General features: G+C 38.8%; 13 protein-coding genes. 2 read left to right on the plus strand and 11 right to left on the minus strand.

What is annotated here, in order from left to right:
- The first annotated feature begins 30 nt into the window (after positions 1 to 30).
- On the plus strand, positions 31 to 183 hold the full coding sequence (locus CTY48_RS20105) for an AraC family transcriptional regulator (protein ID WP_099469496.1): 153 nt from the start codon (positions 31 to 33) through the stop codon (positions 181 to 183).
- A gap of 96 nt (positions 184 to 279) precedes the next feature.
- Here the strand turns inward: CTY48_RS20105 and CTY48_RS16235 are convergent, their stop codons facing one another.
- The 4 genes from CTY48_RS16235 to CTY48_RS16250 all read right to left on the minus strand — a co-directional run bounded on the left by CTY48_RS16235 (position 280) and on the right by CTY48_RS16250 (position 6,249).
- Positions 280 to 1,917: a sensor domain-containing diguanylate cyclase gene (locus CTY48_RS16235; protein WP_099469497.1), complete on the minus strand. Its 1,638-nt coding sequence runs from the start codon at positions 1,915 to 1,917 to the stop codon at positions 280 to 282.
- Position 1,918: 1 nt separating this feature from the next.
- The gene (locus CTY48_RS16240) at positions 1,919 to 2,725 is read right to left on the minus strand and encodes an alpha/beta fold hydrolase (protein WP_099469498.1); all 807 of its coding nucleotides are present in this window, start codon (positions 2,723 to 2,725) and stop codon (positions 1,919 to 1,921) included.
- A 323-nt stretch (positions 2,726 to 3,048) separates the two neighbouring features.
- The gene (locus tag CTY48_RS16245) at positions 3,049 to 5,010 is read right to left on the minus strand and encodes an AraC family transcriptional regulator (RefSeq protein WP_099469499.1); all 1,962 of its coding nucleotides are present in this window, start codon (positions 5,008 to 5,010) and stop codon (positions 3,049 to 3,051) included.
- Between the two features lie 144 nt (positions 5,011 to 5,154).
- A complete protein-coding gene (locus tag CTY48_RS16250; protein ID WP_236354999.1) occupies positions 5,155 to 6,249 on the minus strand; it encodes an alpha/beta hydrolase in 1,095 nt (364 codons plus the stop codon).
- A gap of 226 nt (positions 6,250 to 6,475) precedes the next feature.
- Between CTY48_RS16250 and CTY48_RS16255 the strand changes: the two genes are divergently transcribed.
- Complete coding sequence (locus CTY48_RS16255; protein WP_099469501.1) at positions 6,476 to 7,204, plus strand: AraC family transcriptional regulator; 729 nt, start codon at positions 6,476 to 6,478, stop codon at positions 7,202 to 7,204.
- On the opposite strand, the gene CTY48_RS16260 is transcribed toward CTY48_RS16255, so the two are convergent.
- The 7 genes from CTY48_RS16260 to CTY48_RS16295 all read right to left on the minus strand — a co-directional run bounded on the left by CTY48_RS16260 (position 7,201) and on the right by CTY48_RS16295 (position 15,195).
- On the minus strand, positions 7,201 to 7,683 hold the full coding sequence (locus CTY48_RS16260) for a cupin domain-containing protein (RefSeq protein ID WP_236355002.1): 483 nt from the start codon (positions 7,681 to 7,683) through the stop codon (positions 7,201 to 7,203). The genes CTY48_RS16255 and CTY48_RS16260 overlap by 4 nt on opposite strands.
- Positions 7,684 to 7,865: 182 nt before the next feature.
- Positions 7,866 to 9,599: a Na/Pi cotransporter family protein gene (locus CTY48_RS16270; RefSeq protein WP_099469503.1), complete on the minus strand. Its 1,734-nt coding sequence runs from the start codon at positions 9,597 to 9,599 to the stop codon at positions 7,866 to 7,868.
- A gap of 127 nt (positions 9,600 to 9,726) precedes the next feature.
- Positions 9,727 to 11,115, minus strand: coding sequence for a 23S rRNA (uracil(1939)-C(5))-methyltransferase RlmD (gene rlmD, locus CTY48_RS16275; protein ID WP_099469504.1), 1,389 nt, complete (start codon positions 11,113 to 11,115; stop codon positions 9,727 to 9,729).
- A gap of 13 nt (positions 11,116 to 11,128) precedes the next feature.
- Positions 11,129 to 11,620 carry a GNAT family N-acetyltransferase gene (locus CTY48_RS16280; protein ID WP_099469505.1) on the minus strand — a complete coding sequence of 164 codons (492 nt, stop codon included), beginning with the start codon at positions 11,618 to 11,620 and terminating at the stop codon, positions 11,129 to 11,131.
- A gap of 12 nt (positions 11,621 to 11,632) precedes the next feature.
- Positions 11,633 to 12,661, minus strand: coding sequence for an AI-2E family transporter (locus tag CTY48_RS16285; protein WP_099470206.1), 1,029 nt, complete (start codon positions 12,659 to 12,661; stop codon positions 11,633 to 11,635).
- A gap of 241 nt (positions 12,662 to 12,902) precedes the next feature.
- Positions 12,903 to 13,847 (minus strand): 3'-5' exoribonuclease YhaM family protein, encoded by a 945-nt coding sequence (locus CTY48_RS16290; RefSeq protein ID WP_099469506.1) that lies wholly within the window; start codon positions 13,845 to 13,847, stop codon positions 12,903 to 12,905.
- A 25-nt stretch (positions 13,848 to 13,872) separates the two neighbouring features.
- Entirely contained in the window at positions 13,873 to 15,195 is a 1,323-nt protein-coding gene (locus CTY48_RS16295; RefSeq protein ID WP_099469507.1) for a S1C family serine protease, read from the minus strand.
- Positions 15,196 to 15,479 lie beyond the last annotated feature (284 nt).

The raw sequence follows: 15,479 nt of genomic DNA on the forward strand, positions 1-15,479 counted from the left end.
ATTTGAAGTAGTTGATGAGTTGGCAAAAAATTGTTTTTCCCAAGTAAATGTCGCATCAGCCACGTAGGTGATATATTAAGCTTTGAAAATGCATACTATTTTGCACGGGTATTTAAGCGTTATAAGGGAATTACACCTAGCGAATATCAGGAGAAGAATCTGCATAAACGACAAAAGACGTGAAGCTGTGGCTTTACGTCTTTTGTTGTTTCGACTCGCTGTTTCTACAGTGTTCTCACTTTGTTTCCCAGTATCTCATTTATTTTTTTATTAGGTCTACTACATGGATACAATCCTATTTCGGCCCTCGGTCTTCGCACGATACAATGCTCCATCGACCCTTTCATACCACAATTGAAAGGTCTCCTCATCTTTTTTCTCGGCAACTCCAATACTCAGCGTCTGTTTTCCGGTAACCGGATGTGTATTGTTTTCAAAAGCGACTCTCACTTTCTCCAAGGCAATAATAGCTTCTTCCAAGGATGTCTGTGGCAGGATTATAACAAATTCCTCACCGCCAAACCGGATTACCCAATCAGATGTTCTCAGATTATTCGTTGCAATTTGAGCGGTTACCTTTAACAATTCATCACCAATCGGATGTCCCCATGTATCATTTACAAGCTTAAACCGATCCAGGTCCATAATTGCCATCGCTAATTTTTGACCTGCTTTATCGCATTCGTTCATTTCATCATAAATCTTTTGATTGAGGTAATGTCTATTATACAAGCCTGTCAGTTGATCTCGCAGCGCTTTGTTTATTAATTGTTCATTTTCTATAGTTTTGGATGTGACATCTCTGGCAGAAGCGAAAATATATTGCCCCATGCTAAGTTGAATTCTCCACTCAAAAAACTTATACGATCCATCCTTACATTGAATTTTGCTTGTAAATTCTTGAACATCTTGAAAATCTTTCATTTTATTAATGGCTGCTTCTATCAGCAATATATCACTTTCTTGAATAAATTCAACAAACTGTTTGCCAAGTAATTCCTCTTCCGGATAGCCTAATATCTCTGCAAATCTATGATTTACTTTATGAATACTCATATCCATATCATAAACACATAGAATATCCATGTTAACATTTAAAAAACTGTCAATTACACTTTCCTGCAAATATTCTTTTGTAATATCGCGGAAAGTTGTTACGGCTCCTGTTACTTGTTCACTTTTTGTAAGAAAGGCTGAAGTACCCTGTATATAACGTTCTCTTCCATCTTTGGAAACAAGAATAACATCACGAATATAATCATGCCCCTTTTTTATAATAAATTTATTACCAATGATAGGTTCACATTGTTTTCTAGATTGTATCTCGATGGTATAAAAAACTTCTGCAAAAGACTTACCCGTAGCATCTTGGGAGGTCCAACCGGTATACTTTTCAGCCAGCTTATTCATAAACCTTATATTTCCTACATCATCTGTAACTATAATTCCTTCATGAATAGAAAATAATATCGTTTCAAATAATTCTCTCAAACGATTTTCTTTTTCTAATACCTGATTTTTTAACTCATATGCTTTTTCCAATTCATCTCTTACTAACTGCAATTCTTGTTCGTATTGTTTTCTTTTCGTTATTTTAACAAAAGCACATTCGATACATTTTTTATCGTCCAAATTTGTTACTTTGCCGTTTAACTGAATGGGAATATCTACACCGTCTTTTGTTTTTAGCGTTAAGTAGATTTCCTCCAACTGACCTAACGAAAACATCTGCATCAAAAATAATGAATGAAAGACTATTTTACTAGAGGAGGACAAAAAATGCTCCATATAAAGCCCGCTTATTTGTTCCTGCTCATAGTTCAAAAGCTCTGCAAAGTACTCATTCGATTCGAGAATCATCCCTTGTTCATTTAGCAAAAGATAACCACACGGTATCCGGTACATCTGTCTATTCATTTTATTCACGTCCTTTAATATAATCTAAAATGTATTCTGCTGTTTGTTTCGGCATACTTAAATGTGGATAATGCCCTCTCGAATCAAGTATTTTTAAGTCACTGTTTTGTAGATTATTCTTCATATATTCTGCAACCTCAAGCGGCACAATACTATCCACAGAGCATTGTAAAATCAAGCTAGGCGTTGTGACCAATTGCAGTTCCTTTCGGTAATCCGATAGAAAGGTTGCTCTCGCAAAATATTTCATAATTCCCGGCTCTTCACTTGTAAAGGTATTTTCAAGCTGCTCCACTAAATCTGGCTTATCTGGATTGTCAATCAGTGCTGCCGCATTAGCACTTGCCCATCCTAAAAAGTTCATTTCCATAAAAGTAAGAATTTCATTGATATCTTGGTGATTAAATCCACCATAATAGTCTGGTTCATCATTGATATATCTTGGAGATGGCCCAATTAATACCATCTTTTTAAAATATTTTGAATTATGTATAGACGATAATATTCCAATCATAGAGCTAACCGAATGCCCTATAAATATAGCATCACGAATCTCAAAACAATCCAATATTTCTATTAAATCTTGTGCATATCCATCAAGGTTTCTATAGCGTTCTATATTATATTGTGATTTGTCCGATTTCCCAGATCCGACATAATCAAATAGCACAAGTCGATAATCTTTTTCTAAATACGGAATAATATAACGCCATACATTTTGATCACAGCCAAAGCCATGCCCCAAAACTATTGTTTCCTTTCCTGTTCCTACTACAGTAATATGATTTCTTTCAATTATATTTTTCATTCATTACTCCTTTTGTAAATCAACATTTTTATTATGAAATCGGCAGATATACATCGGATATTCTATCATAAGCATAATGAAATGTAAATCAATTGCTGGCTCTTTAACACAGTATTTCAATATATCTTTTTTATTCTTCTTATTACGGAAAAATAACCTTATTTTGAAAAACAAAAAAATGGGACGAGCGCTTATCTACTAGATAATATGCAACTACTCCCATTTTTTTATTTCTAATTATTTAAAAAATACCAACAATATTTTTTATAACTTAAGTTTAAAATAAGATTTGTTATATGAAAACAGCATCACCATCACACCAACTACTCGTTTTTTTCTAACCCCATGAACTGCCCATAGTAATAATCCAAAATTTTATCTATTACATAAAGTGATTTTCTGTCATAGTTTCTTGAATAGGTAATAATTTTATTGTTTTTCACTGCTTCAATACTATTCCAAACGGCATTATCACTTATTTTCTCAAGTTCCGTCAGCGTTTCCTCACCAACCTGTATATAGTCAGCATCCAGATAGTCACCGACTACTTCCCAAGAAACCTGTTTATACCCTTCTCCGGTATCAATTATTCCACTCTGAACGGCTTCAGGCACCTGAAACCCTAAAAGATCATACAGCACTTGCCCGCCAAAACCAAAATCATCACCATATATATATGGAGCAGTCTCATTATAGAACATGATTGTGATAGATCTTCCGTAAATACCTGCATCTTTAAAATCTTGAACATATTTTTCCACTTTTACATCAAAAGAGTCTAAAGCCTCTTGCGCTTTTTCCTCTATACCGAATACTTCTCCGAAAAACTGGATTCTTTCTTCAAGGGACATATCATATTCCACTACTAATGTAGGGGCTATTTTACTGTAATCTTCATACTGTTCTTTGTCGCGGATAATGATTAAGTCCGGATCAGCAGCCATAACCTCCTCAGGCTCCTCAAACCAAGACATTTCAGTACCGGCCAACGCATCCTCCATAATAGGCAATTCCGCATCGTTGCTGACAACGGGAGTAATACCTAACGCCAAGAGGTCACCCGCCCAAGTATAGCAAGCTACTCTCTGGGGATTCACCGGTATCTCAACATCACCCATTACAGTACTAATTGTCCTTGTTCCGTCCTCCACAGATTCAGCTGCCTCTGTTTCCGTTACCTGACTTGTCACCGATGAAGTGGAGGCTGAATCTGCCCCGCTCGTATTTGCTGAAGTTGTACCACAAGCTGAAAGCATCAGCATAAGGGAAAGTGCTGTCGCCATCACTGCTTTACTTCTCATTTGCTTAAACATAAAATAATCTCCTTTTCCTTTGAGTTCGTTACTACTAACTCGGCTTTTTTCATTATACGAAAAAGGAATACAATTACCAATAGCAAAATCTCTCCTATCTATTGTCATTTTCTTTCTATATTCGCCAGGAGTAATTCCTACATGCCTGACAAACATACGATTAAAGTGATATTCGTTGGAAAATCCAGTGCCGCGAGCAATCTCACGCATAGACAGCTCACTTTGTTCCAACCAAGATTTGCAAGCGTTCAGCCGTATCTCCATCAGATACTCCTGTGGAGATCTCCCCACTTGGCGCGAAAAAATTCTGTGCAGATGACTATAACTTACATTAAAAACATTTGCCATATCCTGAATGTTAATGCTTTGTGCATAGAACTGTTCTATAAAGTGCTGTGCCATTGCCACAATATCCGGCTGAAGAACGGGAATATGCTCCTTTTCTAATTCCTCATATATCTCGTAAACCAACTGATAGAAGGCTGTTTTACCATAAAACAGATTTAAGGGAGTCGGACCTTTCCATTTCTCGTACATTTTCTTGAGAAGCTCGGAAAGAAAAACAGGGTTGTTTGGCACAAAGCCATATTGTTGTCTGAAAGGATTGGTTACATCCAGCAGGCGTGCATACTCCCTTTTACGTGTAGAAGGCTCCCCTGCCTTGTAGAGAATTATATAATATTCTGTCCAGTCACACCGCGGCATAAGGGTTAACTCTGTTCCTTGTCCTCCGTGGAACATCCCAAACTGTGAGACTTGATACGGTACATTATTGAGGCGAAGCTCCGACTTCCCTCCGTTGATATAAAGGAAAGTGCTGGCGGGCAGCCGGTAGCTGAGGATTGGGTCCTCTGGGGATATCAGATTATGGCGTATATCAACAAGAGAAATTGCCGCCCGATTCCAAATCTGAAGCGCGGCAGCAAGGCTTTCTCTAGAAAATTTCTTATCCTTTTCATTTAAATTGTCCATAGAGGCAACTCCTTTCGTAACAAATTTAGCACTGGTTAGATAAGGCTAACCAGTGCTAAGTATAGCACATCGAATAAAAGTTGTCCATGTTGCTAAAAACTGTAGCAGCAATCCTGACCCACACGTAACCAAGGCTGATTATTATTATTCATCTGCCATTGTCACAATGCCATTTAGCACATCCTTACATAAAATCCGTTTTGCTTTACATGGCTCTTCAAACAATGGACTGTGAGCAGATTCCTCGAAGGTATAAAAACCCTTGATCGGGGATTTTAATGTATTAAAATATTCTTTTTGCAAGGAATAGCAGCAGGTGTAGTCATATTTTCCCGCCAGAAAATAAACTGGTGTTTTCAATTCGGGAATTTCTTCCACAGCGGAAAAACCGTACATTTCCTTGCGCAAATCTGTTTGAGATGAAAATGCCTTTCCGCGCCAAATGTTAATTCGCTCCAATTGTGTGTATTCTATACACCTTAATGATGGCAAAAAAATACCCATTATGACTGTATCCATATTGTGCATGGTTCCGATTCCAAGTTCGTGCATAGCATTATCTCGCACAGAAGAATTCAAATAAGCTTCCAGGCTTTCGTCCGAAGCTTGGATTGGATATTTTAACAGCTGATTTATTTTATCCGTATTCCCGGATTTTTCATACTGCTCCAGCATATAGGTATAGGCAATTTTCTCGGATTCAGATTGATTTACAATCTGACTCATGGCAATATAAGCGTTGTATAGCTCTGGTGCTTGAGCAGCCGCCTTTATGCCAAGATATGTACCCCACGAATGCCCCATCAGATAAATTTTATCCTGTCTGAAACGGTCACGAAGATAATTTGTAACCTCGATAACGTCTGAAACAAATTGCTCTGTGTTCATTGTATCAAGTGGGATATCTGGATTATATGAAAGTCCCGTCCCTCGCTGCTCCCAATAGCAAACTACAAATTCATCTTCAAGATCGGCAGCATATTGTTCAGCTAAAAAGTAATCAGACATACCTGGTCCGCCATGAACAAACAATAATACCGGTTTTGTTTCATCTTTTCCTTTAATAAACATTCCCTGATTTGTACCATTTATCTTGATAAATGTTTTTTCAGAAATGCTGCCTTCTAAAAATTCCCCTTTTTCATTCAAAAACGGTTTTACTTTTCCTAAACTAGGCGGTAAAAGAATATTACCTATTACCGCCAAAAGTATGAATATCATTAAAAATATAAGCCACAACTTTCGGGTGAACCTCCTACGAATATTATTTTCAAAATTTTTCATAAATCATCCAATCTTCATTTAGCTTCTTACCTATCAATGCGTCACACTAACAACATATGTGAATACTATTATATAGCAGTTTCCTCAACTTCACAATCGCAACTCAGTAAGTCGTTAATTAATATGATATACTTTACCGATAAAGTCTATTATAATATGATAAAACAGGCAGGTGAACTATATGAACCATACAATCTATTATCGTTCTGAATATCTTGAGATTATACGTCTCAAAAATAAGTTTATTACATACAAGGAGCACAATCATGTGTCTGTGTATATAATAGGCTTAATTGTGGAAGGAAGCGTTACACTCAAATGCGATGAGCAAATAGCCATCTTCTCTCCTAATAGCTTTTTTGTGATTAAGCCATATCAAATACACGCGCTATTGTTGCCTGAAAATTATACTATGCTATCGCTATGTATTCATAAAGACCTTGTCGCGAAATATGAATCGAATACTCTATACAATATGCTTACGGACCTTCTTTCTCAATTACCGCTAACCATTAATCATACGTTATTGGCAAACGCAGTCGAAGCTCTTTATCATTGTGAGCCATTTCAACCGCTTGACAGCAACATTTTATCAAGTGCTTACATCTTGTGTCAAAATCCCGAAAATAACATTTGTGTGCAGAGTATGGCAGACAATATATTTTTCAGCAAATATCACTATATTAAACGCTTTAAGCAAAACATCGGAATGACACCGCATAAGTTCCAAATACAAAACAAAGTCCGCAGGGCGCAGCGGTTAATAGAAGACGGTGAGCCTTTAACAGCCATTGCTACGGACTTAGGTTTTTACGATCAAAGTCATTTTATTAAATGTTTCAAGAATATAATTGGCATTACTCCATCTGAATATAAACAATCCTTCAAAAGATTACATAATCGACACTAACACAAAGCTGGCATAAATTTTGCAAACAAATATAAGCCATTTGCGTCAGCGATTACCTCATGTTCTATGCCTGCGCAAAAAATAGAAATAACACCTTCCTCATATGATAATTTTTTTCCATCATTAACACATACACCGTTGCCGGCTATTATCTCATGCGTTTCTAATTGTGTTTCATGGATATGTTTACCGATTTTTTTGTTAGGTGCTATACGAACAAGATGATAGCTAAACGCTCCGTTGGTATCCTTCGCAGTGATAAGGTGCTTTAATGCTACACCTTCAAACTTTGCGTGCGGTGACCATGCCACAGACTCAAAATTAGTTAGACCAGATGGTAGTGCAAGTTTTCCAGATTCAAATTTTTCAAATAAATTCATAGTTAATACCCCTTTCAAGTTTTGTTTTGATTGTAAAGCATTGCGCTTATCCGTTATAGTAAAAAATTGCTCTGTTTTCATTCCCGCACAAAGCGGCAAGGTGCCATCCCCTTAGAGAACATCCACACCCTATTAGCATACTTTGATAAAATCAGTAATAAAAAGAAAAATCTCTGATTTCTTCGTTAATCAAAGAAACAGAGATTTTGTCATGTGACGAGGCAGAATTGCCTTTAAAGTCTATTTTATTCAATTTTCTCGGGACACTTCTTCCTATTGGATTATAGAGAAGTCTTACGATCTGCATTTTCCGTTTTTTTCTTTTCTCTTTCAATAGCTTGCAATGCTTCTGTTTTACTTCCGGTGGTGGATCGAATTGAAAAAGCTATGTTCACAATATGATCCGATATTCTTTGTAATGAAAACAGAACGGAATAAATGCTTTTGGATACCTCAACAGGGTACATCCCCGAGCTTAGGCGCGCCACATGTTCATTACGCGTTGAGGATATTAGCTTTTTAATTTCCTTGTGAAGGTTTGAAATTTCTCTAAAATTTTCGGTTCTACGATTTGTAAACGCATCAAACCCTAAGTCAAACATTTCGGATATATTCCCATAGATTTGGTTAAGCTCATCTTTGGTCTGATCTAAAAATATTACCTCATTTTCCTTCATGTAGCTAGTTTCCTTTACCAAAAGTACCGCGTAATCGCCCAGTCGTTCAATATCATTTGTTACATGATGCAATCCGCCAATCAGTTTTTCGTCATCAGCAAATTTAGTAACTGATGAAATTTTGATAAAAAAGCTTGTTAGCTTATTTGTTAAGAAGTCAATACGGTATTCAACATCGGCAATTTTTTTGCTTTCACTCATATCTTCCTTGACCAAGGAAGTAAAAGAACGATCAAGGTTCTCCTTTGCAAGAATTGCCATATCGTACAATTCCTTTAATGCCTGTTCAATGGCAACCGCCGGAGTTTGCAAGAAACGCTCATCAATATATGACAATTCTTCCAGATTCTGTTGCTTATCTTTTACCAATCTTGTCACTAAATTGACTAACGGATCGATCAATGGGAGCAACACTAAGGTATAAAGAGTATTATAAATCAGGTTAAATGTTGCAAGGCTAAACTGGGGTTTTCCGGGGAACAGACCTTCAAACATATCAGTAATGGGTATTCTGAAAAGAATCAGAATAATCGAAAATGCTGTCGCGCCAATTACACTGGTAATTACATGGAATAATGCGATACGTTTCCCGTTGGCGTTTGTGGTCAGAGATGCCATAATGCCATCGCTACAGGTTCCTATATTTGCTCCCATCATTAAGAAAAATGACTGATCTATATTATGGATAACTCCCGTCGCCAAGAAAGCAATAAAAACACCCGTTGCTGCCGTAGATGACTGTATGATGCCTGTAAAGAGAATTCCTAATATCACCAGCAAAATGGGATTTTGCATGATTTCATATTTGAATATTTTAGAGAGTTGAATGCTCAGCGTCGAATCTGATCCACCGATTGCACTTTCCATCACTTCCATTCCAATAAACAGCATTCCAAATCCGATTAAAAATGGCGCGATTTTATTAAGGAATTCGTTATTAGTGGAAAAAATAATGATAACGCCGACAAACGCAACCGCTGCAAAAACAGAGCTGATGCTAAAGCCGCCTTTGCTGATACCTGAAAGGGCAAATATAAATGCGGTAAGGGTGGTACCTACTTTTGCACCTAAAATAAAACCTGAACCTTGCTTGACTGTTACAATATTCGCATGAGCAAGTCCGACTGTCATAATCGAAGAGGCTGAGGAAGATTGAACAAGTGCGGTAGCCCCAATTCCGATTCCGTAATTAAAGACTCTGTTTTTGTTGATTTTTTTAAAAAGATTTCGTATCCCTGATCCTGCGCTTCGTTCTAAACCAGAGCTCATCTGCTTCATGCCAAACATAAATACCGCGACTCCGCCTAACATAAGCAGTAAATTCATTAAAATTTCCATTATATTTCTCCTAGTATATTTTATTATTTATTACTTCACTTTGTATCGCAGACAGTATGACTCAGCGGTTCGCTGTCTCCAATCAGCCTTCGCCTTCGGCTCGACTTCTTGGACAGCTATCGCATGGTCAGTTGTAATCTGCTCTCGGCGTCCCTTCGGTCCTTGACAGCAGAACAACTGACTCAACTCCCACAGTTTGTCCGAACATATCCACTGGCTGCACCTTCACCGTCTCATATCCTCTATCACACAAATATCTCAAATCCCTGGCTAGCGTGGCAGAATCGCAGCTCACATACACGACTCTCTTTGGTCCCATCTGCACGATGGTATCGAGCAGTGTCTCATCGCAGCCTTTTCTTGGAGGGTCAACGACTATGACTTCTGCGTATTCTCCGTCTTCTTTGTACTTCCTCGGGAGAACCTCTTCTGCCTTACCCACGTAGAACTCTGCATTGGTAATTCCGTTGATTCTTGCATTGTTTTTTGCATCCTCAATTGCCTGAGGTACAATCTCAACGCCCATCACTTTTTTGGCGCGCTGTGCCAAAAATAGTGAAATCGTGCCGATACCGCAGTACAAATCCCATACTGTCTCATTTCCTGAAAGTCCGGCATAATCCAGAGCCGTTTCGTATAGCTTCTTTGTCTGGATTGGGTTTACCTGATAAAAGGACAGCGGTGATATCTGATATTTGATTGCTCCGATGTAATCGGTAATATAGTCCTGTCCCCACAGAGTTCTTACTTTGTCTCCCAGTATCACATTCGTATTTTTCTTGTTTACATTGATAGAGATACTCGTCATGCCTTCAACTTCGCGCAGGTTTTCCACAAGCTTGTCCTCACACGGGAATTTATCCCCATTCAAAATAAGACAGACCATAATTTCGCCTGTCGTAAATCCTGCACGGATTAGCACATGCCGCACCAGTCCTGTACCGGTTTCCTCATTGTATGCGGATATATGGTTTTCTTCCATAATCCGAATTATCTTTTTTAAAATCGTCTCATTTGCATCTATGCCAAGGTAACACTTTGTATTTGCGATTACCGTATGACTTCTCCCGGCGTAAAATCCTGTGATAATGCTTCCGTCCTTATCCTGACGGATTGGGAACTGCGCTTTGTTTCTATAATAAAAGGGATTTTCCATACCGATAACCGGAAGCACGTTTGGATTTTCAAAGCCGCCAATTCTCTTTAGATTGTTGCTCACCTTATTTTGCTTAAACAAAAGCTGCTGGCTGTAATCGAGCGCCTGTATCTGACAGCCTCCACATTGCCTGTGAAACTCACACTTTGGCTCTATGCGGTGAATGGAAGGCTCTAAAACCTGCAAAAGTCTGGCATAACCATAATTCTTTTTGAGCTTCATCGCCTTTGCTTCGACCACATCACCGATGATTGCGTCCTTGATAAACCAAGTGAAGCCCTCAGATTTTCCGATACCTTCACCCTCGCTCCCCATATCTTCTATTCTAACTGTAAAAACATCATTCTTGTTGATATTCATTGAAACTCTCCCGCTATTTTTCCCCGGCTTTTTGGAACGCAATTCTTTCCTCGCCGTTTTCCAAATAAATGATACCGCACTGCTTGAATCCGTTCTTCTGCAAAAGTCTCTGCATTGGAATGTTGTCCTCATGTGTGTCAATTTTTAAGTTCTTACACTGGTCGTATCCCCATGCAAGGCAAAAGCTTGCCACGCCTCTTGTACCTGTTGCGGCTGTTATTCTGTGAATCACACTGTATGCATCATCGTTGAGCCATTCGCCCTCATCAATTTTTAAGTAGGTCTTGTCCGGCCCTTTGTCATACATAAATGTTCCGACTATTTTATCCCCATCCACGCAGACAAAGCTTACTTCTTTTTCGATATCCTCCTCAATCAAAGAGGCTTCCGGATAATGGTTTCCCCATTGCTTTGGGTTCCCATTTTCCCTCATAAATATTCTAGCCTGTTCATATAATTTTAAAATTGTATCTAAATCATTTCTCGTACTTTTTCTAATTTCCATCTTTTATTTCCTCTACTTCTTCATCACCTGAATGTCCAAAAGATCCAAGAAAAACATAAACAGCGGAATTCCAAACAGCAAGCCCCAAATTCCCATATAATGCTCGCTCACGATCAAAATAAGGAACACAAGAAATACCGGCAACTTCGTTCTAACAGACATAAGCTTCGGATTCAGCACATATGCCTCGAGCGAATGAAGCACTACAATCATAACGACAACTTCGATAATCTTAATGATTCCGCCAATATTAAACGCGATAATGGTCAGCGGAATAAGAGAAATAATCACTCCTGCAACCGGGATCAGGCCCAATATGAAAATCATTGCACCAAGTCCGAGCGTCTGCGGAAATCCCATAATAGAAAGAATCAATATGGACAAGACAGAGTTGATAAGCGCAATCACAATTTGCAGCTCAATTACTTTTCCGAATGTATTTAGAAACTTTTCACCATAATAGGTCAGATTTTCATAGATAAAAGAAACCTTGCTGTTCTCCATATGCTTTACAAATGCAAGTATTTCATCTCTTTCCAACAGAAAAAGAAAGCTGATTAAAAGAGAGATAACAAAGTTGACGCTAAACGTTCCGACCGTCGTTGCAAACTGCAATAGATTTGTCTCTGCCAGCTTAATATACTCATCAATCTGCTCACCGGAAACCATATTGAAAACCATATTTAAGATACCGCTATCAAACTTATCCCGAATCTGGTCAACATTAAAATTTGAAACCAAGGTGATAATATCTATGAGCTGCTGTGTAACCCTTGGAATATAAATAACACCGAACAGGGTAAAAATCGCAACAAGCACCACATACATAATAATCGTAATCAACTTCCTGCTGACCTTGATTCTCTTGTTTAACCTGTCAAAAATAAACTTTTGAAGCTGACCCAGAATAAAGGTTACAATAAAGATAAGCAAAAGCAGATTTAACATGCCGCGAAACACATAAATAATCGCGACAACGAGTAAAATACTAAGAATTCTTTTCACAAGGGAATTATTCATAAAATCGTTCAATTTATTCATTTTAAAATACCTTTCATTCATAAACTAAACAAGCCAAAGTCTCCCCTTCTTCACTTGTCTTATAATATTACACTGAAGTTTTCGTAGCTGTGACAGCAGTCAAAGCGAATATTCGTAATCCGCTACGCCGCTTACTCATAACCTTATTACCACTTCGTGGTATTTCAGTAGGTGCTTGAACACCTGCTGAAACAAGCAAGTTGCACCCCCGCTTGAAAAAGCTGGCACTTCTTTGATAAGGTTACATAGTTACTGTTTTCCTAACATTAGACTCAAACAATCGATTGTATCCAAGCCAGTCCTGATTGTCTCCCGCACCGTTTACAATCTCCGTAAAGGTCTGTATTTTTGCATCTGTATTATCTGCCAAATTCAATGCCAACGCTTCAATTAAAGCCGGCTTTTTGGGAGATCCGTACTCCAACTCTCCGTGATGAGCAATGATACAATGCTTCAACTCGGAAGCAGTTTTTGCCGGAAAGCCGTCAATGGTTCGAATTCTCTCTCCGATCATCTCCACACCAATCACAATATGCCCGAGCAACTGTCCGTCATCCGTGTAATCGTTACTTGGAAATTCCGAGATTTCCTGCATTTTACCAATATCATGAAAAAGAGCCGCTGTGATTAACAAATCGCGGTTTAAAACGGGATAAGTCTTGCTGTAATAGTCACACAGATTTACGACACCGAGCGTATGCTCAAGCAGACCTCCGATAAAACCGTGGTGAACGCTTTTTGCCGCCGAATGTGCCTTGAAGGACTTCGCAAATGACGTATCCTCGAAAAAGCTTCTCGCTAACTGGTTTAAGTAAGTATTTTTAATACTTTTAATATGGTCCATAATTTCACCATACATAACCTCAATGTCTTTTGAGCTTACCGGAAAATAATCCTCCGGTTCATACTCTCCTTCGCTCGCTTTTCTGATACGCTTCACATTCACCTGCAAGGCTCCCATAAAACTCGTCACCTCACCAAAAACCTCTATATAGTCAAGCATATCAAAATCATCGATACCGGAGGAATTCGGGTCCCATATTTTTGCATCCAAAACCCCCGTTTTATCTTGAATAATTAAATTATCGTAAGCCTTTCCGTTCTTCGTCATCGCCGACTGCTTAAACTTGCACAGATAAATATCTGATATTCTGTCACCTTCTCGTAATGTCTCAATATATTTCATAGCTTATCCTTTCACTTTTCTATATTTAATCCGTTGAGCCTAAGGTTACAACAAACTTAATTTCCTTATACTCATCCATTCCCTGCCTCATGGCAACCACAGAAATCACCTGATTTGGCGAATACTTCACCAGCTCATTCTGGAGGTCACGCACTGTCTTTACCTCCACATCTCCAAACTTTGTGATGACATCACCGTTTTGAAGTCCGGAATTCATAGCCGGAGAGTCCATAACCGTTTCCACTACATAGACACCAACCGGAATATTCTCCTTCTCGGCTATCTCATTTGTCACATCACTTCCCTTTATTCCAAGATGTGCCACATCCTCGTGATTGGAAAGCTTCTCGATGCCAGCCTTCAAATCTGAAATTGCCAGCGCCGTCACCAGATTTGTGGTGCCGTCCGGGCAATATTCAGGCGCAATAATGCCGATAACTTGGCCCTCTAAATTAATCAACACACCGCTTCCGCTTTCGCTTCCTGCCGCATCCGTCGTCAAAATCCTGTAATTTGCATCCGTTGTCGTTACTGTTTTAGTCGTCGAGGTCAGCATTCCGTAGGTAACCGAATCACTGTAACCAAGCGGACTTCCAAGAGCTATAACCACTTCGCCCGTATGCGCACCGTAAGAATTTCCAAGCGTTGCCATACTGATTTCATTCATCGTTGTCTCCGCAATATTTTCCAGCGGAACGCTGACTACCGAAAGCTGCGTGTTTGCGTCATGCTTTCCCGCAGAAGCCTCAACGGTGGTTCCGTCATGGAACGTAACCATAAGCTGCTCTGCCCCCTCCACAACACTTAAGTTCGTCAGCATCAGAAGCTCCTGCCCGTTATTTTCCACGATAATACCCGTGCTCTGTCCTTTATTTTCCAGCGTATCGTTAAACCAGTCCACATCACTTGTCACCCCTGTCACCGTGACAACAGACTTACCTGCCTCTCTGGCAACCACATTCAGCTTCTTATATAACATCTCAATATCGTCTAATTCCATTTCAAACTCAGGAGTCACCACCGGTGTTTCCTCTGTCTGGGCAGGTGACTGTGATTGTGTCGTATCCGGAGCCTGCGTATCCGTCTGCGCCATGACACTCTCCGCCTCGTCCGAAGCAGTCTCGTCCTTTGGAATAGAAACCTTATCCGGCTCCTGCTCCTTGGTAAGCTGTTCCTCAAAATATGGTCTTGTCAATACAAAGGTAAAACTAGCCAACGCACCGAATATAATTGCCATAACCACACACAGCACACCAAACAAGGCAAGCCTTTTCTTATTCAAAGGCTTCTCCTTAATCTTTTCTTTTATAAATGAAAATTCTTCCTCATTATTACTTAAGCCTGACATGTTTCTCTCCTTCTTATCCCTATCAAATGGCACTTTGAGCGCTGCAACAGGTCTTAATCTTACAAGAGTCCCTACTATAAATAATCTATCAAAAACTTATGAACAATTTATTACGCAAATGTAAACGATAACGAGCTGTTTTGCCTGTTTTCTGCAAACCTTGGGGTATTTTTTGCAATTTTAGACGTTTCCATTGCAAGAAGTGAAAGTTTTTCTTTTACACTTGTTTTCATTTAGTTCATTATAATGTAAAATAGAGATATAGTAAATAATATTTATGAAAT

This window comes from Konateibacter massiliensis (assembly GCF_900184995.1).
Lineage (GTDB): Bacteria > Bacillota > Clostridia > Lachnospirales > Lachnospiraceae > Lachnotalea > Lachnotalea massiliensis.